This is a genomic window from Streptomyces sp. JNUCC 64, from assembly GCF_054484115.1.
In genome coordinates this window covers 4560039-4583404 of sequence record NZ_CM137015.1, presented here as the reverse complement: position 1 = coordinate 4583404, position 23366 = coordinate 4560039, and the positions used below count along the sequence as shown (strand labels likewise).

The window sequence follows — 23366 nt, the reverse complement described above, 5'->3', positions numbered from 1 at the left end:
GGGCGCCCTGTGAGCCTGCGGAACGCCACGGGCGAGACCGGAACCATCACCACGGCCGGAATGTTCGGAGAAGTGCTCCGACACTTCCGCAAGTCCGCCGACTACACCCAGGAGGACTTGGCCGCCGCCATTCCGTGCGACCGTTCCCTGGTGACCCGGGTCGAGTCGGCCACGAGGGTCCCGCAGGACAATTTCGCACGCAGGTGCGACGATTTGCTGGCGACCGGGGGCGTACTGATAAAGCTGTGGGGCAAGGTCGACTGGTACCCGGCCGTCGAGCACCCCGACTGGTTCCGGCGGCGGGTCGAGATGGACGCGCTGGCGATCGCGCTGTACGAGTACCAGGCGCAGTACGTCCCGGGGCTCCTGCAGACCCCGGAGTACGCGCAGGCCCTGTTCTCCCGCGTGGCGCACCGGGGCGGGGCGACCGTCGAGGAACGGACCCGGGCGCGGCTCAGCCGGCAACAGCGTTTCCTGTCCCTGAACGGCCCCTTGTACGTGGCCGTGCTGGACGAGAGCTGTCTGCGCAATACCGTGGGAGGCAGGGCCACGATGCGGGCCCAGTTCGAGCATCTGCTGGCCGTGGGGCGGCTTCCGAATATCCGTGTCCAGGTCGCCCTGGCGGATGATTCCCGTCTCGTCCGACCCAGTACTTCCATGTCGCTGATCACTCTTCCCGGCGGCGAGAACTGGGTCTACTCGGAGTCGCTGGACGGGGGTCATCTCACCGATGAACCAGCGCTATTCGCGCGGCACAGCCAGACCTATGATGTGCTCAGGGCCGATGTGCTGTCGGCTCCGGAATCCGCCGCCTGGATCACCGAGGTATCGGAAGGGTACGACCTTGATGAGCAGGCACGGTCTCACGCGGGTGGCGTGGATCAAGAGCAGCCGCAGCGCGGAGACCAGCGGCAACTGCGTCGAAATCGCCCCCGGTATCCCCGACTTCGTTCCCGTGGGTGACACCAAGGCCCCCCATTCCCCCGCACTGATCACGAGCCGCACCGCCTGGACGGCTTTCGTGACGGGAGTGAAGGACGGCGGCTTCCCCGTCTGACCCGGACCCAGGCAGGGCCCCGGCACCGCTCCCCGTACGGCTGCCGCGTCCGCCCCCGTCACGGACGAGCTGCACCCCCATCACCCCCAAGCGCCCCCAGCGCCACCACCCCCGGCCCCCAAAGAACGGATCAGGTGGGCACCGTCCGCCCCGGAGCCCACACCGACTGCCCCTCCCGTCGCAGGTCCCCGGACACGGTCAGACCGCCCTCGTAGAGCCAGGTCTCCTGATCGTCCGCGAAGTCCTCGTAGGGATACTGGAGTTCACTGGCGACCCCGAAGCGCACCTCGGTCTCGTCGACGTCCAACGGCCGGTGTCCCGCGAGCGGGTTCGCACGGTCCACGGCGCGGGACGCTACACCGGACCACCGGCACCGCCCCGGACACGACCCCGGACACGGCCCGGCCAGCCGACCACCCGGGATCACACGGGACCACACAGATCACCCGGATCACACCACCCACACCACCCACACCACCCACACCACCCACACCACCCACAGGAGAGAAGAGCAGATGACGACGACCCCGGCGGGCGACGAGGAGCGTTACCGGAAGCACCGGATCGAGGTCGAGGGGCTCGACATGGCCTACGTGGAGGAGGGCGAGGGCGATCCGATCGTCTTCCTCCACGGCAACCCGACCTCGTCGTACATCTGGCGGAACGTCATCCCGTACCTGGCGGACCAGGGCCGCTGCATCGCACCGGACCTGATCGGCATGGGGGACTCCGCGAAGCTCCCCGACAGCGGGCCCGGTTCCTACCGGTTCGTCGAACACCGCCGGTACCTCGACGCGTTCCTCGACGCCCTCGGGGTGCGGGAGCGGGTGGTCCTGGTCCTCCAGGACTGGGGGTCGGCCCTGGGGTTCGACTGGGCCCGCCGCCACCCCTCGGCCGTCCGGGCCATCGCCTACACGGAGGCGTTCGTGGCACCGATCCCGTCCTGGGACGACTGGCCCCCGGAAGCCGTCGCGCTCTTCCGGGCGATCCGCTCCCCCGAGGGCGAACGGATGGTCCTGGACGGGAACCTCTTCGTCGAGGAGATGCTGCCCGCCGGGGTGCTGCGCGGACTGACGGACACGGAACGGGCCGTGTACCGGCGGCCCTACGCGGAACCGGGCGAGTCCCGCCGCCCCACGCTGACCTGGCCGCGCGAGGTCCCGGTCGCGGGCGAACCCGGCGACGTCCACGACGCGATCACCGCCTACGGACGATGGCTGGCCACCGCCCCGGTCCCCAAGCTGTTCCTGGAGGCGGTCCCCGGGGCCATGTTCGCGTCACACCGCGCCCTCGCCCGGTCCTGGCCGCACCAGACGCACGTCCGGGTCACGGGCGGCCACATGATCCAGGAGGACGCCCCCGACGAGGTCGGCACCGCCCTCGCCGACTGGCTGCGGCAGCTGCCCTGACCCCGCGCGGGCCACCCGCCATACCTCCCCACCGTCCCCACCACCACCGAAAACCGGACACCAACTCCCCATCCCCCCACTACCGTGCCCCCATGACCACGATCACCGCCACGTCCGCCACACCCGCCACACCCACCCCGCCCGCCGCCCTCCGAGTCCCGGCGCTCCTCGTCATCGACATGCAGAACACCCTGGTGGGCATCGCGCACCGGGCCGCCGGGACGGTCGCCGTCATCGCGGACCTGTGCGCACGGGCCAGAGCCGCCGGGATACCGGTCGTCTTCGTGCAGCAGCGGGACGAGGAGCTGGTGCCCGGCACGGAGGGCTGGCGGATCGCCCCGGAGCTGGGACCGCGCGACGGCGACCTGGTGGTCCCCAAGGCGTCCCCGGACGGCTTCCTGGACACGGACCTGGAGCGCGCGCTCCGGGACCGGGGCGTCACGGAGGTCGTCGTCACCGGCTTCGCGACCGAGATCTGCGTGGACACGACCGCCCGCCGGGCCCTCGCCCAGGGGTACGACCTGCTGCTGGTCGAGGACGGCCACACCACCTCCGTCCGCGACGACTCCGGCCCGATCGCCCCGCCGGACCGCTCGCTCGCCCACCACAACGAGCTCTTCCGCAACCTCCGCTTCCCGGGCCGCCTCGTCCGCGTACTGCCCGCCACGGAGGTCGACTTCACCGCCCCCTGACCCCGCCCGACCACCACCGGGGCACGGGACGGGCACCACGGACCACGGCGGCGGGCCACCGCGCGGCGCCCCGCCCCACCCGGCGGGCCACCGCGCACGCCCCGCCCCACCCCGGCGGGGCAGCGTCCGGCGAAGGAACCGCATCCACCAAGCGATGTCACCCAATAGGGTTGCATTTACCACCCAGCACTCCCTAACGTGACGCACATGCCGTCTTCGTACACCATCGGGCAGGCCGCCCGTCTCCTGGGCGTCAGCCCCGACACCGCCCGCCGCTGGGCCGACGCCGGGCGCGTCGCCACCCGCCGGGACGAGGGCGGTCGCCGGGTGATCGACGGCGAGGACCTCGCCGCGTTCTCCGTGGAGCTGGCGCAGAGCGGTGCCGGGGCCGACGAGGAGGAGACGTCCCACACCTCCGTCCGCAACGCGTTCCCCGGCATCGTCACGGCCGTGAAGCTCGGTGACGTCGCCGCGCAGGTGGAGATCCAGGCGGGCCCGCACCGGCTGGTCTCCCTGCTCACCCGCGAGGCCGTGGAGGAACTGGGCCTGGAGGTCGGCGCCCGGGCCACCGCCCGCGTCAAGGCCACCAACGTCCACGTCGACCGCGACTGAACCCCGTCCCCCCTCCCCGACGCCGTGGCCGAGCGAGCCCCCGGCGACCCGCCGGAACGCCCCCTAGGAGCAGTCCATGTCCCGCCCCGTCCGTGCCCCGCGCCGCCGTCCCCTCACCCGGGGCGGCTCCGCGCTCGCCGCCACCGCCGCGCTGCTGCTCGTCCCGCTGCTCGCCGGCTGCGGCGACGGGGACGAGGGCAAGGGCGACCCCAAGAGCGACAAGAGCGACGCGAGCGGCGCGGGGAACGCGACCGGCAAGGCGCCGGGCGCCTCCGCGAAGCTCACCGTGCTGGCCGCCGCCTCCCTCACCGACGTGTTCGGGACGGTGGAGAGCGCGTACGAGAAGGCCCACCCCGGGGTCGCGCTCACCTTCTCCTTCGGCGGCTCCCAGGAGCTGGCCGCGCAGGTGCGCCAGGGCGCCCCCGCCGACGCGATCGTCACCGCCGACACCAAGACGATGGACTCCCTGCGCGCCGAGACCGGCACCCCGTCCGTCATCGCCCGCAACCGCCTGGTCATCGCCGTCCGCGAGGGCAACCCCGACCGGGTGGACGATCTGAAGGACCTCGCGGACCCGGAGCTGAAGGTCGTGCTCGCCGCGCCCGAGGTGCCCGTCGGCCGCTACAGCCGCGAGGTGCTCGACGGCCGGGACGTCACCGTGAAGCCGGTCTCCGAGGAGCCGAACGTCCGCGCCGTGCTCAGCAAGGTCGAACTCGGCGAGGCCGACGCGGGCATCGTCTACAAGACGGACACCGACTCCGCCCCGGACGAGGTCGACGCGATCGCCATCCCCGACGACCAGAACGCGATCGCCCGCTACCCGGCCGCCGTGCTCAAGGGCTCCGAGGACACCGCCGCCGCCCAGACCTTCGTGGAGTGGCTCTCCTCCCCGGCCGCCCGGAAGATCCTCCAGGACGCGGGCTTCCAGAAGCCGTGATCCGGGTGCCACGCCCCCTCCGCCGGTCCGGAACGGGTCACCATCCCGTCCCGGACCGGCGAACCCGGCGCACCCAGCGAACCCGGGAAAGCCGGGAAACCCGGGGAAGCCAGGGGCCCCGGAGAACCCCGCGGACCCGACCGCCCCGGCCGCCGCTGGCCCTCGCGCTGCCCGCGCTGCTCGCGGTCGCGTTCCTGCTGGTCCCGCTGGTCGGGGTGCTCGCCCGCACCCCGTGGCACGAGCTGGGCGGCCATCTGACCGCGCCGGAGTCCGTCACCGCGCTGAAGCTGTCGCTGGTGGTCTCGCTGAGCGCGCTCGGCGTCTCGCTGGTGCTCGGGGTGCCGCTCGCCTGGCTGCTGGCCCGGGTCCCGTTCCGGGGCAAGGCCCTGGTCCGGTCGCTGGTGCTGCTGCCGATGGTGCTGCCGCCGACCGTGGGCGGCGTGGCGCTGCTGCTCGGCTTCGGACGGCGGGGGCTGCTGGGGCCCTGGCTGGAGGACTGGTTCGGCGTGGTGCTGCCGTTCCACACGGCGGGCGCGGTGGTCGCGGCGGCGTTCGTCTCCATGCCGTTCCTGGTCATCAGCCTGGAGGGCACCCTCGCCGCGCTGCACACCCGGTACGAGGAGACGGCCGCCTCGCTCGGCGCCGGTCCGCTGCGGGTGTTCCGGACGGTGACCCTGCCGATGGTCGCGCCGGGACTGGCCGCCGGTGCCGCGCTGACCTGGGCCCGCGCGCTGGGCGAGTTCGGCGCGACGATCACCTTCGCGGGCAACCTCCCCGGCACCACCCAGACCCTGCCCCTCCAGGTGTACCTGCTGCTCCAGAACGACCCCGCCGCGGCCACCTCGGTCTCCCTGCTGCTGCTCGCCGTCGCCCTGGCGGTCCTCGTCGCCCTACGGGGCCGCTGGACCACCACCCCCGCCCGCACCGCACGGCCCGCCCGCACCGCCCTCCGTTCCCCCGACGACCCCCCGGAGACGGACCCCGAGCCGCCCCACACCCCACCGAACCCAAAAGCCTCCCAGGCACCCTCAGCACCCCCCACACCCCCCGCACCTCTCGCACCCTCCGCACCCTCCGCACCCTCCGCACCCTCCGCACCCTCCGCACCCTCCGCACCCCGGCGGAACACCCGCCTCGACGCCCGCGTCACCGGTTTCACCGACCTCGTCCTCACCGCCCCGGGCGGCACCACCCTCGCCGTCGTGGGTCCCAACGGCGCCGGGAAGACGACCCTGCTGCGGGCCCTGCTGGGACTGCCCACCCAGTCCCGCGCCCAGCTCTCCCTCGGTGACGGCGACCTCACCGACGCGCCCCCGCACCACCGCCACACCGCCTGGGTGCCCCAGGAACCGGCCCTGTTCCCGCACCTCACCGCACTCGCCAACACGGCGTACGGCCCCCGCGCGCAGGGCGTGCCGCGCGCCGAGGCGCTGCGCCGGGCGCGGGAGTGGCTGGACCGGCTGGAGGTCGGCCACCTCGCCGGACGCCGACCGGGCGAGCTGTCCGGCGGGCAGGCGGGCCGGGTCGCCCTGGCCCGCGCCCTGGCCGCCCGCCCCCGGCTGCTGCTGCTGGACGAACCCCTCGCCGCCCTCGACCAGACGACGCGCGGCCGGGTCCGGCACACCCTCCGCCGCCATCTGGACGCCTTCGACGGGGTGTGTCTGATCGTCACCCACGACCCGGTGGAGGCGGTCTCCCTCGCGGACCGGGTGCTGGTGCTGGCGGACGGACGGGTCGTCCAGGACGCGCCGCCCGCCGAGGTGGCCCGGCACCCCCGGTCGGCGTGGGTGGCACGGATGCTCGGCGCCAACGCCTGGCCCGGCGAGACCACCGCCGACGGGCTGGTCACCGCCGGGGGGACCCGGGTGGTCGCCGCCGAGCCGCTGCCACCGGGCACCCCGGCGCTCGCCGTCATCGCCCCGGAGGCGGTGGCGCTGCACCGCGAGCCGCCGTCCGGCTCGCCGCGCAACGTGTGGCGGGGCACGGTCCGGGAGATCACCGCCGTGGGCTCCCGGCTGCGGGTCCTGGTGGCCTCGGGCCCGGGGGACGGCCCGGCGGAGGCCGGCGGCGGGGCGCCCGACCTGATCGCGGAGATCACCCCGGCCGCCGCCGCCGAGCTGGGACTGCGCGACGGGACCCCCGTCCTCACCAGTGTGAAGGCCACCGAGGTCACCCTCGTCGCCCGGTGAGCGCGCCCCCGGGGACGGCTGGACGGACGGCACGCGGAGGCCCGCCGGGACGGGTGCGGGAACGGTTCGCCCGACCGGGCGAACGGAACCGGCGGCCGTCCCCGGGACGGGGACCGGCAGACCGTGACCCGGACCGCCTCCCGCCGTTGAAGGGGGCGTGCGGGCGTCATCACCCCCGGCGCACCGCACGCACACCGCACCACCCAACTGAAGGAGTACGTGATGTCTCGCATGGCGAAGGCGGCCGTCCTGGCCGTCGGCACGGGCGCCGTGATGCTCGGCGGCGCGGGCATGGCCACCGCCGACTCGAACGCCGCCGCCGAGGCCGTCGGGTCCCCGGGTGTCCTGTCCGGCAACATCGTGCAGATCCCCCTGAACGTCCCGGTGAACATCTGCGGCAACACCATCGACGTGGTCGGCATCCTGAACCCCGCGTTCGGGAACACCTGCGTCAACGGTGGCGGCCCGGTCGGCTACGGCTACTGAGCACCGCGTACGGCGACTGAGGTCCCGTGCGGAAGCCCCCGTCAGCATCCTCGGCCTGACGGGGGCTTCCGTGTGCCCGGCCCCGGACCCGGCTCCGGCACGGCGGCACCGCCCGGACCCCGCCGGGGCTTCCGCGCGCCGTACGGGTCAGGAGTAGCGGTAGAGCCGGGCGTGCCCCTCCATCGCGGCCGGGGTGACGTTCCACGGCGGCATCGGCTCGTTCCGCGCCACGATCCGGCCGCGCTCCAGCGAACCGAAGCCGGGCGGTTCGGCGGGCTCGTAGCGGCCGTCGGGATGCGCCTTGCGCCAGCGCGACCACAGCAGGTCGACGAACGAGTGGTGCAGCCAGAACACCGGGTCGTTGACGGACGCCCCGCCGAGCATCGTCCCGCCGACCCAGCGGTGCACCCGGTTGTGGTTGCGCCAGCGGCCGTCCCCGACCCGGACCGCCGTCCAACCCTCCAGCCCGTTGCGGAAGCCGGAGCGCGCGGTGGAGTTCCACGGTTCGACGTCGTACGCCGTCTCCCGCAGGGCGGTGCCGAGTTCCTCCTTCGACGGCAGCGCGAAGGGGTCGGCGGGGCGGCCCAGGTCCCGGGCGAGGAAGTCGTCGTCGGTGACGTTCTCCCGGACGACCCAGCCGTTGTCGCGGGCGAACGGACCGGTCGCCACCCGGCGTTCACGGCCCCGGCCGGTGCCGCCGAGCAGGTCGTCCGTCCAGGGCGAGGCGACCGGGGAGCGGGCGGCCGTCCAGTCCCAGTACGGGACGGTGACCCCGGGCGCCTCCTTCTGGAGCGCGCGTTCGAACTCCAGCAGGAACTTGCGGTGCCAGGGCAGGAACGACGGGGCCATGTGGGCGACCCGGCGTCGGCTGTCGCCGTCGGACACGTAGTAGTCGATGTGGACGCGGACGAACTCGTCGTAGCGGCCCTTGCGTTTGAGGGCGAGGACCGCGTTCACGAACCGCCGTCGCTCCGCCGCGGTCAGCCTGGTCACGTTCTTGCGGGTGGGGACCACGCGCGCTGCCTCCCGGGGTTCAGGCGCCGTGGGCGGAGGGGGAGGCGGCGAGCCGGGCGCCGCCCAGCTCGTCCACCGCCGCCCGGGCCGCCTCCAGCGGGGTCGGGTACGAGACGTAGTGGTCCACCACGGTGAGGTAGCCGCCGTCGGCACGGCGCATCAGCGGCAGCGGACGCCCGTCCACCGTGACCCGTACGGTGTCCGCCGCGTGGGCGCGCTCCCGGCCCGCCGCGGCGACGGAGGTGAGACGGCCCCGGAGGCGGCGGCCCCGGTAGGTCTCGTCGAACAGCACCTGGTGCGCCGGGGCGCCGGGCCCGGCGGGGGCCCGGGGACGGCGCTCCCGGCCGTCCGCCAGGAGCAGCGGGCCGAGGGCCGCGGCGGTGCCCCCCGCCACGGCCGTGACGAACAGCGCCCTCAGCAGGGCGCGACGGGTCCCTCGCACGGTGACCTCCCGGGTCGGGTCGGCGTTGCCCCCTGCCCAACGCGCGGGGCCCGCCGAGGGCACGCACCGGGCGGGCACGGGTGCCCGCCCGGCGGGGACGGAGGAGGACACCGGGCGGGGGTCCGGGGCGCACCCGGCGGAACGAGGGGCGCACCCGGCGGGGACGGGAGGCGCACCCGGCGGGGACGGGTGCCCGCCCAGCGGGAACAGGGGGCCACCCGACGGGGACGGAGAAGGACACCGGGCGGGGGTCGGAGGCGCGCCCGGCGGGAACGGGGGGACTCACCCAGCGGGAACGGGGAGCGCATCAGGCGGGAACAGGGGGCCACCCGGCGGGTACGGAGGGGCGCACCGGCAGGAGTCGGGGGCGCGTCCGGCCCGTTACGCGTTCACCATGTGACGGTAGAGGCGTCGCCATGTGCGGCCGGGACAGTGGCGCGCATGAGCGTGCACACCCGATCCCCCGGGGGACGGCGACCCCTGGCCGGGGCCCTGACCCTGGCCCTGGCCACCACCGCCGCCGTCCTCACCACCCCGGCCGCCTCCGCGACGGCGACCGCCGCGAAGCCCACAGCGACCGCAGCTACCGCGACAGCCACAGCGGCCACAGCGGCCACAGCGGCCACAGCGGCCACAGCGGCAGCCAAGACCCCGACCGTCGACTGGGGCCCCTGCCCCAAGGCCGAGCCGCCGTTCCCCGACTACTCCGCGCGCACCGAGTGCGGGACGGTCCGGGTGCCGGTGGACTGGTCGAAGCCGAAGGGCCCGAAGGTCGGCGTCTTCGTCACCCGGCACCGGGCCACCGATCCGGCGCGCCGGATCGGCGTGCTGGTGTCCAACCCGGGCGGTCCCGGGAACCCCGGCAGCGAGGACGCCCTGTACCCGGACGACCCGGTGTACGGCTACTCCGCGGACATGCTCCGGCGGTTCGACGTCGTCGGCTTCGACCCCCGGGGCGTGGGCGCCAGCGCCGGGGCGCGGTGCGACGAGACGCTCCCGGGCGTCACTCCGGAGAGTCCGCGCGACGCGGCCGGTTTCGCCCGGCTGCGGGCGGACAACGCCGAACTGGCGGCGAGCTGTCTGAAGCTGACGGGCCCGCTGGCCGGACACCTGGACGGCGAGAGCGTGGCCCGTGACGTGGACGCGATCCGCGCCGCCCTCGGGGAGCGCCGGATCAGCTTCCTCGGCCACTCGTACGGCACCTTCATCGGGGAGCGGTACGCACGGCTGTTCCCGGGCAACGTCCGGGCGCTGGCGATGGACAGCGCGGTGGACCCGGAGCGGTCGGACGTCGAGCGCTACCTCCGGGACGGCGCCGTGACCCTGGAGGAGACCCTCGACAAGCTGGCGGCCTGGTGCGCGAAGGACCCGTCGTGCGCGCTGCGCGGCCACGACGTGAAGGCCGTGGTCCGGGAGCTGTTCGCCCGCGCCGACGCCGGGACCCTCCGCAGGCCGGGGCCGAACGGTCCGACCCGGACCAAGGTGGACGCCGAGCGGCTGTCCGAGATGCTCGACTGGATGCTGCGCGGCTGGACCCCCGAGACGTCGACCGACGAACTGGCCGCCCTGCGTTCGGGCAAGGGAGAGATCCGTTGGATCACCGGCGGCTCGAACGTCCTGGCGCGGCTGGTGCTCTGCCGGGACTACGACTTCCGGATCCGTGACGTCGCGGAGTACCGGGCGATCCGGAAGCGGGTCGCGAAGGCCGCCCCGCACGTCCGGATCGGCGCGCAGTCCCTGGAGACGGTGCTCGCCTGCCAGGGCTGGCCGCTGCCGCCGAAGCCGGAGCCCGCGCGGGCGAAGGGCACCCCGCCGCCGGTCCTGGTGGTCAACGCCACCCAGGACGCGGCGACCCCGCTGCCGGGGGCGCGCCGGATGGCCCGGTCCTTCCCCGGGGCGGAGCTGCGGGTGGTGGACACCGTGGGGCACTGGCTGTACCGCACGGGTCTGCCCGCCAAGCGGATGATCGACGACTTCCTGACCCGCTGACCGTCCGTCCGCGTTCCGTTCCCACCCCGGGACGGTCCGGGACGGTCCGGGACGAACGCCTTCGGGGAACGTACGCGTACGTTCCCCGAAGGCGTCTCAGTGCGCGAGGAGGTGGGCGGCGGGGGCGGTCCGCAGCGGCGGGGTCTGGAGTCCGGTGACGGGGAGGGTCGCGGCGGGCAGTCCGAACGCGTCGGGCCGGGGCGCGGTCAGCGGGGCGTCAAGCGTCAGTCCGGGCGTCCCGGCGACCGCGTCGGGTCCTCCGGCGAGCGCCCGGACGCGGTCCGCCTCCCCGCCGAACACCCGGGGCACCAGCGAGTCCACCTCGGCGCCCGGCAACGGCACGCTGAACGGGACGACGGGCACGATCCCGGACGGCATCAGCCGCCCCTCCACGTACCGGGGCCCCTCCACCGCCCCGGGCACCGGCACCGGCAGTTCGGCGCCCACCCGGGGACCCGTGAGTCCGAGCGCGTGTTCGAGGCCCTCCATCGGCAGGGACACGGGGACCCGTTCCCCGGCGACGGCGGATCCGCTTCCGGCGGCGACGGCCGCGCAGGCCAGTAGCGCGGTGAGGCTTCCGCGCGAGGTCGACTTCATGACAACCGCCCCTCTCTTCGGGCCGAGCGCTCCTGGACTCGGAGCACCCCTGTTAACGAGGGAGCGGAGCGGTTCGCAGCGGGTTTCCCCCGGAAGGGTCATCGGACCGGTGCGGGGTGGACGACCGGCGGGGCCGCTCAGCGCAGGCTGCGCGCGGGGAGCAGACAGTGGGCGGCCCCGGCGAGCATCTCCATGTCCCCGGCGAACGCGGAGAGCGTCTCCTCGCTCATCGGCATCCCGGGGGTGCCCTGCGGCCAGGGCCGGGTCGCGAACAGGAAGTACGCGTGGCCCCGCGCGCGGACGGCGGCGAGCCACTCCGGCGGGACGAGGCACTGGGCGTTGAGGTGCGGCATGTTGACGACGGCCTGTCCGGCCTCGACCAGCAGCGAGACGGGGAAGCTGGGCTGGGTCGTGCCGTCGGCGACGGGGCCGCCGACGGGCAGGCCGGTGTTCTCCAGCAGCGTGCGCACGGCGGCGGCGGAGCCCTCGGGGCCACCGGGTCCGTCACCGAGGGTGTAGGCCAGCAGGAAGGCGAGGTCGCCCCGTTCTTCGGGGTGTTCCCCGCTCCAGGCCATGACGGCGAGGGTGCCGAGTTCGGCCGGGTGGAAGGGGCGCTTTTCGGTGGGGGTTGAGGTCACCTCGGCACCGTAGCGACATGCGGCGCGCGGCCGGGGGTCCGTGTCACCCGTCCGAGCGACGCGGTCAGCGGGATCACACGTGAGGGGACGCGCGCGGGGCGCGGTACGGGCGCGGAGCCGGTCCGCGCGCCCGTACCGTACCGGGGCACGCCCTCGCGCGGACCGGGCGGAACGGGCTACTTGCCGACCGGGAGTCCCCCGAGCAGCGATCCGGTCTGGGAGCCACCGGCGTTCAGCCGCTCGGTGGTGGTCTTGACGTTGTTCATCAGGGTGCCCTCCCGCTCGGTGTCGATGGCGTTGGTCTGCAGGGCGCGCGCGTCGAACGTGGACTGGCTGGTGAACGTCTCCAGGGCTCCGTTGAGGCTGGTGGGCGTCATGTCGGAGGCGGCGAACGCCGGTGCGGCGGCACCGACGAGGGCGAAGGACCCGGCGACGACTGCGGCGGCCTTGAGGGGCTTCATCCGTGTTCCTTTCTTCGGCGACCGTGGGCCACCTGTGGGGAGGCGTACTGCCGCGTTGACTAACGACCCCCGTCCGGACCGGAAACCCCCGGTACGTGAATTCTCCACAACCCCCACTCGAAGGGGTTTCCCGGCCGCTTCCCACACCCTCCAGGGAATTTCTTCCAATCATTTTGTATGAAGAATTTATCTTCTTCGTTCACCCTTCCTCCGACCCCGATTCCCCCCCTCTTCTCCCCGGACACGGAGAAGCCCGTCGGGGCCGGTCCCCTCCGGAAGGGACCGGCCCCGACGGGCCGGGGTGCCACCCGCGTCAGCGCGGGACGGCGGTCACCGGGGCCGCCGGGGCCGCCGGGATCAGCGGCCGATGGCGGGCAGCGTGGCGGCGCCGGGAATCGTCGGCAGCCCCGGGATCGCCGGAACGCCCGGGAGGCTCGGAGCACCCGGGATCGTGGGGATGCCCGGGGCGCCCGGGATCGTGAGCGCGCCCGGGATGGTCGGCGCGCCGGGGATCGTGGGGATGCCCGGCAGGGTCGAGGCGCCGGGGGCGGTCGGGGCGCCCGGGACGGTGGGCAGGGTCGGGAGCTGGGAGGCTCCGGCGGCGGGCGGGGCGATCCCGGCGATCTGCGCGACGATGGCCTGGGCCTGCGCGGCGACCGCCGACGGATCACCGGAGGCGGCCGCCTGGACCAGCGCGTCCACGGCGGTCTGGAGGGCGTCCTTGCTGTCGTTGTCGGGCAGCGGGGCGGCGTGGGAGGAACGGTCGGCCGCGTCGGAGGTGTCCGAGGCGAAGGCGGGAGCGGCGGCGCCGGTGAGGAGGGCGGCGCACAGCGCGGTGGTCCCGAGGCGTCGCGCCAGTGGAGCGCGCATGAGGGTTTCCCTTTCGGTGGGGGTCGGAACTCCCCCACCGTCGAATCCCCTCCCGCGCGCCGCAACCGCGCGGTGCCCGTTCGGGTCACCGGGACGCGCACCCGTGTCATCGGGGCGCGCGGGCGGGTGGGACGCGTCCCGTACGGGCACGTCGCCACGGCGGCGGGCCCGGGAACGGACGAGCACGGCACCACGGTGGCGGGCCCGGGAACGGACGAGCCGCCCGGCCCCCGGGCGGGGCGGGCGGCTCAAGGGCGACGGAACGTCAGCTGTTGACGCAGGTGTTGCCGAAGGCCGGGTTGAGGATGCCGATGACGTCGATGGTGTTGCCACAGACGTTCACCGGGATGTGCACCGGAACCTGGACGACGTTGCCCGAGAGCACACCGGGGGACCCCACGGCGGCACCCTGGGCGCCCGCGCTGGCGGCGGCGACGCCCGCGGTGCCGGCGACGGCCGCGGCGGCGACGGTGGACAGGACAAGGGCCTTCGCGGTACGGGACATGAGAAGTACTGCTCCTAGGTCGTTGGTGACGCACCGGGCGGGGATGCCCGGCCCAGGGCTCAACGCCGGACCGCGCCCCGGGTTCCGCACCCGGAAGGGTGATCTCCGGACCGGTCGGCTCTTCGACACCCACGGGAGTGCCGAACACATTCCCGGTCCGGGTGAATCCGACACACTGACTTACGCGGTATCAGCAGCAAATAAGCTCGGCGGTTAGAGTGGCCGCACTCGCCAGCTCGGCCGAATCGTCCGCGAGAGTCACACGTTATCGAAGTGCGATGGTCATACTGCCTTCCGACGGGTTCAGCGAATTACCTCCCGAAAGGGCAATGCCGGTCATGCGCAATTCCCTCGGTGCCGTCCTGCGACGGCTCGCCCCGCCCCCGACGACGGTAGGTGTCCTCTCCCTCTGCGCCGTGACGGCGGTGGGCGGACTCGCGGCCGCCCCGGCCGTCCACGGCGCGGCGCCCCTCGCCGCGCCGCGCGGCCCGGCCGCCGACCACGACACAACGGCCACCACCCCCACCCTGCCCTCCTCCGTCCCCACCGCCCCGCCCGCCTCACCAGGCCGCGACACCCGGGCCGAGGAGGCCGAGAAGGTGCCGTTCGCCCAGCGGTTCCACGCCGTGCAGCACGGCGGCATCGTCCGCGCGGCGAACGTCTCCATCACCTGCCGCTCCGGCGAGTCCTCGACCGCGTCGGACGGCGGGAAGGCGGTGTCCTGCGCGGACGCCCGCGCCGGGAAGGCGACCGCCGCCAACGACGGGTTCGACATGTTCTACGCGGACGTCGACTCCGACGACAACACCTACAACTCCAGCCGCGCCGAACTGCGCGTGCCCAGCGGCGCGAAGGTCTCCTACGCGCGGCTGTACTGGGGCGGCAACCTGCGCGTCGGCGAGCAGAAGCCGTCCCGCGACAACGACCGGGTGCTGGTCGCCGAACCGGAGGGCCAGTACAAGGAGGTGCTCGCGGACAGCGTCGTGGGGCACCGGACCGCGGGCGGCGCCGACGCGTTCCAGGCGTCGGCGGACGTCACCGCGCAGGTGCGCGCGGGCGGTTCGGGGACGTGGACGGTCGGCCAGGTCAACGTGGCGATGGGCAACTCCGGGGCCGGCGCCTGGGGCGGCTGGACGCTCGTCGTCGCCTACGAGAAGCAGAGCGAACCGCTGCGGCAGCTCGCGCTCTGGGACGGCTTCGCCTACCTCGGCGAGGGCCACCACGAGGCGGCCGTCCGGCTCGACGGGGTGACCGTCCCGTCGGGCGGCGGCGGCACCGCCGGGTTCGTCGCCTACAACGGGGACGCCGGGACCACCGGGGACGCGCTGACCGTGTCGGTCGGCAGGCGCGCGGGCACCAGCCTGAAGGACGCCCGCAACCCGTCCGGCGACCTCCTCAACTCGACCGTCGCCGAGCCCGGCACCCAGGCCAAGCGGGACCCGTCCTACGCCGGGACCCTCGGCTACGACTCCGACGTCCTCGACCTCGGCGAGGCCGTGGCGGCCGGTGGCGGACGGCTCGACCTGCGGCTCACCGCCGAGAAGGACGCCGCCTGGGCCGGAGTCCTGTTCGCCGCGGTCGACACCGACGCCGATGCCCGCTGACCGGGGCCGGACCGGGCCCCCTCGGGTCCTGCACGTGACCCAGCCGGTGGACGGCGGGGTGGCCCGGGTCGTCCTCGACCTGGTGCGCGCCCAGACCGCCGGGCCGGACCCCGCCGCGCGGGTCACGGTGGCCTGCCCGGCGGACGGGCCGCTCGCCGGGGCGGTGACCCGGGCGGGCGCCGACTGGCTGGACTGGCCCGCGACCCGTTCCCCCGGCCCCGGGCTGCGCCGCGAAGTCCGTTCACTGGCAAGGCTGTTGGAGACGGTCCGGCCCGATCTGGTGCACGCCCACAGCGCCAAGGCCGGACTGGTCGTCCGGCTCGCGCTGCGGGGCCGGACGCCGACCGTGTTCCAGCCGCACGCCTGGTCGTTCGAGGCGGTCGGCGGCCCGCTCGCCGCGCTCAGCCGCCGCTGGGAGCGGTACGGGGCGCGCTGGGCGCACCGGATCGTCTGCGTCAGCGAGGCGGAGCGCCGCACCGGGGCGGCGGCCGGGGTCCCGGGGCGGTGGGCCGTGGTGCCCAACGGGGTGGACACCGACCGCTTCCGGCCCGGGGGCGGTTCCGGGGCTCCCGGGCCGGTCCCGGGGCTCGTGTCCGTTCCGGGGCTCGTGGCCGGGTCCGTTGCCGGGCAGGTTCCGGGGCTCGTGGGCGGGTCCGCTGCCGGGCCGCTCGTGGGCGGGAACGCGGCCGGGGCCGTTCCTGGGCCGGTTCCCGGGTCCGGGCTCCCGGCCGGGGCCGCTGGCGGGGCGCTCGGGTCCGAGCATGCGTCCGGGGCCGTTCGTGGATCGGTTCCGGGGTCCGGGGCCGTTCCCGGGGCCGTTCCGGGGTCTGTTCCCGGGGCCGGATCCGTTCCCGGGCCTGGGCCTGGGTCCGGGTCCGGGCCTGGGTTTGGGAACGGGGTCGTGGCCGGGTCCGTGCCCCTGCCTGGGCCCTCGGCCTCGCCGTCGTCCTCGCCCGCGCCTGTGCCCGCGCCCGGGGCTGTCGGTGACCACGGTGACGGTGACCATCCCGGGGACGGGGACGGCGCGGCGGGCGGGGGCTGCGGCCGGGACGGGGGCGCGCGGGAGCGCGGTGCGGCGCGGCGCTCGTTGGCCGCGCTCGCCCAAGTGCCGCCGGACGCGCCCCTGGTCGTCTGCGTGGCCCGGCTGTGCCGTCAGAAGGGGCAGGACGTGCTGCTCCGGGCGTGGCCGGGGATCGCCCGGGCCGTCCCCGGGGCCCGGTTGGTCCTTGTGGGTGACGGACCCGACCGGTCCGCGCTGCGCGCCGCCGCACCCGAACGGGTGATCTTCACGGGGCCGGTGGACGATCCCCGCCCCTGGTACCGGGCCGCCGACCTGGTCGTCCTGCCGTCCCGGTGGGAGGGCATGGCGCTGGCCCCGCTGGAGGCGATGGCCTGCGGCCGCCCCGTGCTCCTGACCGAGGTGGACGGCGCCCGCGAGAGCCTGCCCCCCGAACACGCCCCGTACTGTCTCGTGCCTCCCGGGGACCCCGGCGCGCTGGCGCGCGCGACCGCCGGACTGCTGCTCGACGCGGAGCGGCGCGCGGCGCTCGGCCGGGCGGGTCGTCGGCACGTCCTCACCACCCACGATGTGCGGCACTCCGCCCGGGCCGTCGCGGCCGTGTACCGCGAACTGCTCGGTGCGGAGCGCACCCAGTGCAGGGAGTCCATCACCTCGTGACCGCGGAAAGCATCGTTCCCCCGCCCGTGGGGCAGCCGCGGTCGGGACGCGGCGCCGCCCCCCGACCGTCGGCGCCCGCCCGATCCACGACGGCCGCCCGATCCACGACCACCACCGGGTCCACGACGACCACCCGGGCGACGAGCACCACCGGCTCCAGGGCCACCCCCGGACCGACGGCGGCCGGCGGGTCCGGGGCGGGCGTCAAGTCCGTGGCCGCCAAGTCCTCGACGGCCGGGGCCGCGACGGCGGCCGGGGCCCCGGGGTCCGCCCGGCCGCTGCCGTCCGGACGTCCGGCACCGGGCCGGGCCGCCGTGCCCGCCCGGCACACCGGAGCCGTCTCGGTGCTCGCGCCCCGGCGGCCCTCCGGTGGTCCGGCCCCCGTCGCGGGACCGCGCCGGGTCCGGCGGCGCCGGGACGTCCCCCTGTTCGCGGTGGACGCCGCCGGGGGGCTGCTCGCCGCGCTGGCGCTCGACCCCGGACAGCGCCATCCGCTGCTGCTGGCGGCGCTCGCGGCCGGGGTCGGCGGCTGGCACGCGCGGGCGGCGCGCCGCCACCGGGCGCTGACCGTGCCGCTCGCCCTGGCGGAGACGCCCGCGCTGTGCGGACGGACCGTCCTGGCCTGGGCGGTGCTCGGCGCGCTGCTGGCGGCGCTCGCTCCGGAACGGGCGCTGCCGTGGGACGCCTTGACGCTGGGCTGCGCCGCGCAGGCGCTGACGTCGTGCGCCGGGCGTGCCGTGGTGTACGCGCGCCGCCGGGCGGGGCTGGCGCGCGGACCGCTGCCGGTGCTGGTGGTCGGGGACGCCCGCGCGGTGCTGCCCGTGGCGGCGGCGCTGCTGCGGCGGCCCGGGTGCGGGGCGCGGCCGGTCGGGCTCGTCGCCTCCGGCCCCGCGCCCGGAACCCACCCGTTCGTGACGGCCCCGGGTCACCCGTCCGTGAGCCCGCCTGGGTCCCCGTCCGCCGGGTCCTCGTCTGCCGGATCTCCGTTCGCCGGGTCCTCGTCTGCCGGATCCCCATCCGCCCGGTCCTCGTCTGCCGGGTCCCCATCCGCCGGGTCCTCTCCTGCGGGCTCCGCGTCCGTGGGGTCCGCGTCCGTCGGTTGCGCGCCTCCCGGTTCGGGGTCCTCCGGTTCGGGGTCCCTTGGTTCCGTGCCCGCCGGTTCCGCGTCCGTCGGTTCCGCGCCCTTCGGGCATCCGGCCGCCGGACCGGGGGGCGGGGCGGCGGGGACCGGGTCCGGTTCCGGCTGGTCCGGGGTTTCCGGGCCGGGTGGATCGGGGTCCGCAGGGGGGTCGACGGCGTCCGGATCGTCCGGGGTGACCAGGGCGAACGGAGCGGCTGGGGCACTTGGGGCGACCGGGGCGACCGGGGCGACCGGAAGGTTCGCCGTCGGTGGGGCGGCCGGTGGCGGGACCGCCGGGGCCGGAGTCGGGGCCGGGCCGCCGGTGCTGACCACCCCCGAGGAGGTGCGGCGGGCGCTGGTCCGGCACGGAGTGCGCCATGTGCTGGTCGCCGGGACCGAGGCGCACCGCGTCCACGCCCCGCTGCTGCGGATGCTGAGCGGACTGGGCCGGGAGCTGTGGCAGATCGTCCCGTCCCCGCCGGGCGCGGGCGCCGCCGACCAGCGCGCGCCCCGGCTCGCGGGCTTCCCCTGCGCCCCGCTCGCACCGCGCTCGCCCCGTCGGGTCCCGGTCCGCAAACGCGCCCTCGACATGGCGGTGTCCGGCACGCTGCTGCTGCTCTCCGCGCCGCTGCTGGCGCTGTGCGCGCTGGTCATCCGGGTCAGCGACGGCCCCGGCGTGCTCTTCCGGCAGGAGCGGATCGGCCGGGGCGGACGCCCGTTCACCCTGCTGAAGTTCCGCACCCTGCGGCCCGCCGACTCCCGCGAGGCGGCCACCCGGTGGAACGTCGCCGACGACAGCCGGGTCACCGCGCCCTGCCGGTTCCTGCGCCGTACCTCGCTCGACGAACTGCCCCAGCTGTGGAACGTGTTCCGCGGCGACATGAGCCTGGTCGGCCCGCGCCCCGAACGCCCCTACTTCGTCGGCCAGTTCTCCCGTCTCTACGAGGGCTACGCCGACCGCCACCGGATGCCGACCGGGATCACCGGGCTCGCCCAGGTCGAGGGGTTGCGCGGGGACACCTCGATCGAGGACCGGGCCCGCTTCGACAACGCCTACATCGACACCTGGTCGCTGTGGCAGGACGTCTGCATCCTGCTGCGCACGGCGGCCGTTCTCGTCCGTCCCACGGGGAGCTGACCTTGTCCGAGCCCGCGTCCGCAGCCCCCGGCACGGTGGCCGTCCCGGCCGTCGCCGCGCCCGCGTCCCACCGCGCCGGGGCCGCCTCCCCGGCCGCCGCGCTGTACGCCCTCCTGGTCCGGTACGCGCCCGTGCTGCCGGTGCTCGCCCTGCTGGCGCTGCTCACCCTGCCGGTCACCGACGGGCGGGCCGCCGCCACCGGGCAGGGCGCGGGCTGGACCCCGGCCGACGCGATGTCCGGGGTGCTCGTGCTGATCGGGGTGCTCGGCGCGGTGCGCCGGGCCCGGCGGCCGCTGAGCCGGACCGCCGCGCTCGTCCTCGGGCTGCCGGTCGCCGGGATCGCCGTCGCCGCGACCGGCGCCGCCGACGCGATGGCGGGCGTCACCGGACTGAGCCGCTACCTCCAGGTGTTCGTCCTGGTCCCGCTGGCGGTGCTGCTGCTGGTCCGCGACCGCGCCGACCTCCGCGTGGTGGCCTGGGGGTTCGTCGGACTCGCCCTGGCACAGGGCGGGATCGGGGTCCACCAGTACGCGACCGGGACCGGCGCCTCGTACATGGGCGCCGACATCCGCGCGGTGGGCACCTTCGGGCCGACCGATGTGATGGGCATGGCCACCGTCGTCTCCTACGGGGTGATCTGCGCGGTGGGGCTGGCGCTCGGCGCCCGACGGGGCGTGCGCGATGCCCGGCGGGGCCCCCGGAACGGGCAGGGGGCGCGGGGTGACGCCGTGCGCCGGATCGTCGCGCTGGCGTGCGCGGTGCTGCTGCTCGTTCCGCTCGCGCTGTCGTTCAGCCGGGGCGCGTGGATCGCCACCGCCGTCGCGGTCACCGCGCAACTGCTGTTCTCCGGGGTGCGCCGGGCGCTCGCCGTGTTCGCCGTGGCGACCGCCGCCGCGGTGGTGCTGGTCGGCGGGGCCGGGCTCGGCACCGCCCTGCTCCAGGAGCGCCTCGGCAGCATCACCCAGGTCGCGGACGCCCCCGACCAGTCGGTCACCGACCGGTACACGATGTGGGCGGCGGCGGTCGGCATGTGGCGGGAACGGCCGGTCACCGGGGTCGGGTTGAAGGACTTCCCCGCCCACCGCGACGGCCACGCCTCGCTCGCCCTGTCCTCCGGCAGCGACACCGCGGGCGCGGGCTCCGGCTATCTGCGCCAGCCGCTGCTCTCCCCGCACAACATGTACCTGCTCGTCCTCAGCGAACAGGGGCTCCTCGGACTGACCGGTCTGCTCGGCGGCTGGACCGCGCTGCTGGTGCTCACGGTGCGGCGGCTGCGCGCGGCCCGGCGCCGGGAACGGGACGCGACCGTCCCGGGCGCCGATCCGGGCACCGACTGCGGGCTGCTCGCCTGCGGACTGCTGGTGTGGCAGCTGGTGGACTTCGGGTACGCGGACATCGGCGGGCCCTCGACCGTGCTGACCGCCGTCTCGCTCGGCGTCGTCGCCTGGTGGGCGCTCGGGACGGACCCCCGGTGAGCCCCGCGCGCGAGGCGGTCACGCCCCTCGGCGACGGCCCGGCGGTCCCGTCCGCCGGCGCGGGCGCCCCGGCGGGCGACGGGGCCCTCGTCCCGTACCCCGCCGGATCGGGCACCCCCGCCGGGGACGGCACGCCCGCGCCCCGCGCCCCCGCGGACCCACCGGTTCCCGCCGCTTCGACGACGGTCCGGCCCGGTGGGCCCGGCCCGCTGAAGGGCACGGGGGGCAAGGGCACCGAGGGTGCCGGGGGCGCTAAGGGTGCCGGGGGCGCCAAGGAGGACGGCGACAGCGGCGACGGCGACGGCGACGGCGACGGCGCGGACGAGCGCGGGGACGGGGACGGAGGCGGCGGAAGCGGGCGGTTCCTGGCCCGGGCCGCGCTGCTGACCGGGGTGCTCACCGCGGCGGGTGCCCTGCTGGGGCTGTTGCGGGACCAGACGCTGGCGCACCTGTTCGGCGCGGACGGGGCCACCGACGCGTTCCTGGTCGCCTGGACGGTCCCCGAGTTCGCCTCGACGCTGCTGATCGAGGACGGGATGGCACTGGTGCTCGTCCCGGCGTTCAGCGCGGCGCTCGCCCAGCGCGCGCGGGGCGCGGGCTCCGGCGCGGACCCGGTACGGGCGCTGGTGCGGTTCTCGCTGCCCCGGCTCGGACTCGTCCTGGGGGCCCTCGCGCTGCTCGTGGTGGTCGGGGCCCCGGTACTGGTGGACGTGCTGGCCCCCGGGCTGCCCGATCCGGCGCTCGCGGTCGACTGCACCCGGCTCACCGCGACCTGTCTGCTCTCCTTCGGGCTGTGCGGCTACTGCGGCGCGGCGCTACGGGCGCACGGACGGTTCCTGGTGCCCGCGGCGATCTACATCGCGTACAACACCGGGATCATCACGGCGATGTTCGTCCTGGGCGGCCGGTGGGGGGTGCGGTCGGCCGCCGTGGGGGTGGCCGTCGGCGGCTGTCTGATGGTCGCGGTGCAGGCGCCGTCCCTGTGGCGACGCCTACGGGACGTGCCCCGGAGCGCCCGAGGCACCCAAGACACTCGGAGCACCCGAGGCACCGGGCGCCCCAGCGGCACGGAGGGTACCGACGGCTCCGTGGGCACCAGCGGTGCCGGGAGCCCCACGAGCACCGCAAGCACCGCAAGCACCGCAAGCACCGCAAGCGTGCGGCTCGCGGGAGGCGCGGGGGGCGCGCTGATCGCGTCCGTGCTGCTGTTCGGGGTCTGCCGCCAGTCCCAGGTGCTCATCGAACGGTTCCTCGGCTCCTCGCTGCCCGCCGGGGCCATCTCGCACCTCAACTACGCCCAGAAGGTGGCGCAGATGCCGATGGTGCTGTCGTTGATGCTGTGCACCGTCACCTTCCCGGCCGTGGCGCGGGCCCTCGCGGACGGGGACACCGACCGGGCGCGGCGCCGGGTCGAGCGGGATCTGACGCTGGCCGCCGCGGCGGTGCTGATGGGGGTCGCGGCGATCGTCGCGGCGGCCTCCCCGCTCGTCGAACTCCTCTTCCAGCGAGGCGCGTTCACCTCCGACGACACCGCCGCGACTGCGGGCGTCATGCGGGTGTACGCGCTGGGGCTGCTGGGCCACACCCTGGTCGGCGCGCTGATCCGCAGCTACTTCTCGGCCGGGCGCCCCACCTGGTACCCGCTGTTCGTCATGGCCCTCGGGGTCGGGGTGACCGCCGTGCTCGGCGCGCTGGCGGTCGGTCCGTTCGGGGTGCGCGGCATCGCCGCCGCCAACGCCACCGGCATCACCCTGACCGCCGCCCTGCTGCTGTACGGCACCGGTGAGCGGAACGTGCCGGTCCGCCGTCGCGGGGTCGCCCTCCAACTGGCGCGCACGGTAACGGCGGCGGGCTGCGCGACCGGAGCGGGAACGCTGGCCGCCGGATGGGCCGAGGGCCCGCGCGCCGCGATCGGCGGGGCCGGTGGCGCCCTGTTCGCGGTGACGGCCGCCGCGCTGACCGTGGTGCTGGTGTTCCCGCTGGCGCTCCGGGCACTGGGCGGCCTGCCGGGACGGGACACCGACACCCCCGACGGCCCGGGCACCCCCCGGGCCTCCCGCGCGTCCCACGCCACCCGCACTGCCGGCACCCCCCACGACCACACGGGCGCGACCACCACCCCAACCACCGTTTCCCCCGCCCCCGCCGCCTCCCTCCCGACCTCCACGACCTCCACCACCGCCGTCTCCCCCACCGCCCCCGCCCCTCCCACGCCCCCCACCGCCCCCACCCCCCTCATCGCCCGCGCCGCCCGCACCCTCCGCGCCGTCACACGAAAGGGCACCGATGCGCGCTGACCAGCCCCGCCCCCGGACCGACCCCCCGCACCGAGCCGCCCCCGCGCCCGGCCCCGTGGCCCCCGGCGCCGCCACCCGGGCCGCGCCCCGCCCCGGCCCCGCCGCCCAGTTCTGGGACGCGCTCGCCACGCGCCCCGCGCACGCGCCGGAGTGGAT

At 75.7% G+C, this 23366-nt stretch carries 20 protein-coding genes and 3 pseudogenes; 15 read left to right on the top strand and 8 right to left on the bottom strand.

Features of this window, described 5'->3' with window-relative positions; translation table 11 throughout:
- Nucleotides 1–9 precede the first annotated feature (9 nt).
- Nucleotides 10–963: a helix-turn-helix domain-containing protein gene (locus tag ACVWNX_RS19055; protein WP_454408473.1), complete on the top strand. Its 954-nt coding sequence runs from the start codon at nt 10–12 to the stop codon at nt 961–963.
- Nucleotides 881–1057 carry a DUF397 domain-containing protein gene (locus tag ACVWNX_RS19050; RefSeq protein ID WP_454414840.1) on the top strand — a complete coding sequence of 59 codons (177 nt, stop codon included), beginning with the start codon at nt 881–883 and terminating at the stop codon, nt 1055–1057. Before ACVWNX_RS19055 ends, ACVWNX_RS19050 begins: the two co-directional genes overlap by 83 nt.
- A gap of 130 nt (nt 1058–1187) precedes the next feature.
- Here the strand turns inward: ACVWNX_RS19050 and ACVWNX_RS19045 are convergent, their stop codons facing one another.
- Complete coding sequence (locus ACVWNX_RS19045; RefSeq protein ID WP_454408471.1) at nt 1188–1400, bottom strand: hypothetical protein; 213 nt, start codon at nt 1398–1400, stop codon at nt 1188–1190.
- Nucleotides 1401–1572: 172 nt separating this feature from the next.
- Between ACVWNX_RS19045 and ACVWNX_RS19040 the strand changes: the two genes are divergently transcribed.
- From ACVWNX_RS19040 to ACVWNX_RS19015, 6 genes are all read left to right on the top strand, one after another.
- Nucleotides 1573–2466, top strand: a complete 894-nt coding sequence (locus ACVWNX_RS19040) for a haloalkane dehalogenase (protein ID WP_454408469.1) — start codon at nt 1573–1575, stop codon at nt 2464–2466.
- Between the two features lie 92 nt (nt 2467–2558).
- Nucleotides 2559–3158 carry a cysteine hydrolase family protein gene (locus tag ACVWNX_RS19035; protein ID WP_454408468.1) on the top strand — a complete coding sequence of 200 codons (600 nt, stop codon included), beginning with the start codon at nt 2559–2561 and terminating at the stop codon, nt 3156–3158.
- A 207-nt stretch (nt 3159–3365) separates the two neighbouring features.
- Nucleotides 3366–3770: a TOBE domain-containing protein gene (locus tag ACVWNX_RS19030; protein WP_454408466.1), complete on the top strand. Its 405-nt coding sequence runs from the start codon at nt 3366–3368 to the stop codon at nt 3768–3770.
- A 76-nt stretch (nt 3771–3846) separates the two neighbouring features.
- Nucleotides 3847–4707, top strand: coding sequence for a molybdate ABC transporter substrate-binding protein (modA, locus tag ACVWNX_RS19025; RefSeq protein WP_454408465.1), 861 nt, complete (start codon nt 3847–3849; stop codon nt 4705–4707).
- A gap of 155 nt (nt 4708–4862) precedes the next feature.
- Nucleotides 4863–6896 carry an ABC transporter permease gene (locus ACVWNX_RS19020; protein ID WP_454414839.1) on the top strand — a complete coding sequence of 678 codons (2034 nt, stop codon included), beginning with the start codon at nt 4863–4865 and terminating at the stop codon, nt 6894–6896.
- A gap of 222 nt (nt 6897–7118) precedes the next feature.
- A complete protein-coding gene (locus tag ACVWNX_RS19015) occupies nt 7119–7382 on the top strand; it encodes a chaplin (RefSeq protein ID WP_454408464.1) in 264 nt (87 codons plus the stop codon).
- Between the two features lie 147 nt (nt 7383–7529).
- Here ACVWNX_RS19015 and ACVWNX_RS19010 read toward each other — a convergent pair whose 3' ends face one another.
- Both ACVWNX_RS19010 and ACVWNX_RS19005 read right to left on the bottom strand, forming a co-directional pair.
- Nucleotides 7530–8396 carry a tyrosinase family protein gene (locus ACVWNX_RS19010; RefSeq protein WP_454408462.1) on the bottom strand — a complete coding sequence of 289 codons (867 nt, stop codon included), beginning with the start codon at nt 8394–8396 and terminating at the stop codon, nt 7530–7532.
- Between the two features lie 19 nt (nt 8397–8415).
- Nucleotides 8416–8838: a tyrosinase family oxidase copper chaperone gene (locus ACVWNX_RS19005; RefSeq protein ID WP_454408460.1), complete on the bottom strand. Its 423-nt coding sequence runs from the start codon at nt 8836–8838 to the stop codon at nt 8416–8418.
- A 441-nt stretch (nt 8839–9279) separates the two neighbouring features.
- Between ACVWNX_RS19005 and ACVWNX_RS19000 the strand changes: the two genes are divergently transcribed.
- On the top strand, nt 9280–10827 hold the full coding sequence (locus ACVWNX_RS19000) for an alpha/beta hydrolase (protein WP_454408458.1): 1548 nt from the start codon (nt 9280–9282) through the stop codon (nt 10825–10827).
- A gap of 96 nt (nt 10828–10923) precedes the next feature.
- Here ACVWNX_RS19000 and ACVWNX_RS18995 read toward each other — a convergent pair whose 3' ends face one another.
- The 5 genes from ACVWNX_RS18995 to ACVWNX_RS18975 all read right to left on the bottom strand — a co-directional run bounded on the left by ACVWNX_RS18995 (nt 10924) and on the right by ACVWNX_RS18975 (nt 13898).
- Complete coding sequence (locus ACVWNX_RS18995) at nt 10924–11424, bottom strand: hypothetical protein (protein WP_454408457.1); 501 nt, start codon at nt 11422–11424, stop codon at nt 10924–10926.
- Between the two features lie 137 nt (nt 11425–11561).
- Complete coding sequence (locus ACVWNX_RS18990) at nt 11562–12062, bottom strand: DUF5949 family protein (RefSeq protein WP_454408455.1); 501 nt, start codon at nt 12060–12062, stop codon at nt 11562–11564.
- A gap of 176 nt (nt 12063–12238) precedes the next feature.
- Entirely contained in the window at nt 12239–12523 is a 285-nt protein-coding gene (locus tag ACVWNX_RS18985; RefSeq protein ID WP_454408453.1) for a hypothetical protein, read from the bottom strand.
- A gap of 357 nt (nt 12524–12880) precedes the next feature.
- Nucleotides 12881–13393, bottom strand: a complete 513-nt coding sequence (locus tag ACVWNX_RS18980) for a hypothetical protein (RefSeq protein ID WP_454408452.1) — start codon at nt 13391–13393, stop codon at nt 12881–12883.
- Nucleotides 13394–13658: 265 nt separating this feature from the next.
- Nucleotides 13659–13898 carry a chaplin gene (locus ACVWNX_RS18975; protein WP_454408451.1) on the bottom strand — a complete coding sequence of 80 codons (240 nt, stop codon included), beginning with the start codon at nt 13896–13898 and terminating at the stop codon, nt 13659–13661.
- Between the two features lie 338 nt (nt 13899–14236).
- On the opposite strand from ACVWNX_RS18975, the gene ACVWNX_RS18970 reads away from it, so the two are divergent.
- From ACVWNX_RS18970 to murJ, 6 genes and pseudogenes are all read left to right on the top strand, one after another.
- The gene (locus ACVWNX_RS18970; protein ID WP_454408449.1) at nt 14237–15502 is read left to right on the top strand and encodes a DUF3344 domain-containing protein; all 1266 of its coding nucleotides are present in this window, start codon (nt 14237–14239) and stop codon (nt 15500–15502) included.
- A pseudogene (locus ACVWNX_RS18965) lies at nt 15492–16085 on the top strand (glycosyltransferase family 4 protein); the annotation flags it as partial. The gene ACVWNX_RS18970 and the pseudogene ACVWNX_RS18965, both read left to right, overlap by 11 nt.
- A 522-nt stretch (nt 16086–16607) precedes the next feature.
- A pseudogene (locus tag ACVWNX_RS18960) lies at nt 16608–17180 on the top strand (glycosyltransferase family 4 protein); the annotation flags it as partial.
- Between the two features lie 1430 nt (nt 17181–18610).
- Nucleotides 18611–19438: pseudogene (locus tag ACVWNX_RS18955) on the top strand (sugar transferase); the annotation flags it as partial.
- 35 nt (nt 19439–19473) lie between these two features.
- Nucleotides 19474–20913 (top strand): O-antigen ligase family protein, encoded by a 1440-nt coding sequence (locus ACVWNX_RS18950; RefSeq protein ID WP_454414838.1) that lies wholly within the window; start codon nt 19474–19476, stop codon nt 20911–20913.
- Entirely contained in the window at nt 20910–23210 is a 2301-nt protein-coding gene (gene murJ, locus ACVWNX_RS18945) for a murein biosynthesis integral membrane protein MurJ (protein WP_454408448.1), read from the top strand. Before ACVWNX_RS18950 ends, murJ begins: the two co-directional genes overlap by 4 nt.
- Nucleotides 23211–23366: the final 156 nt, after the last annotated feature.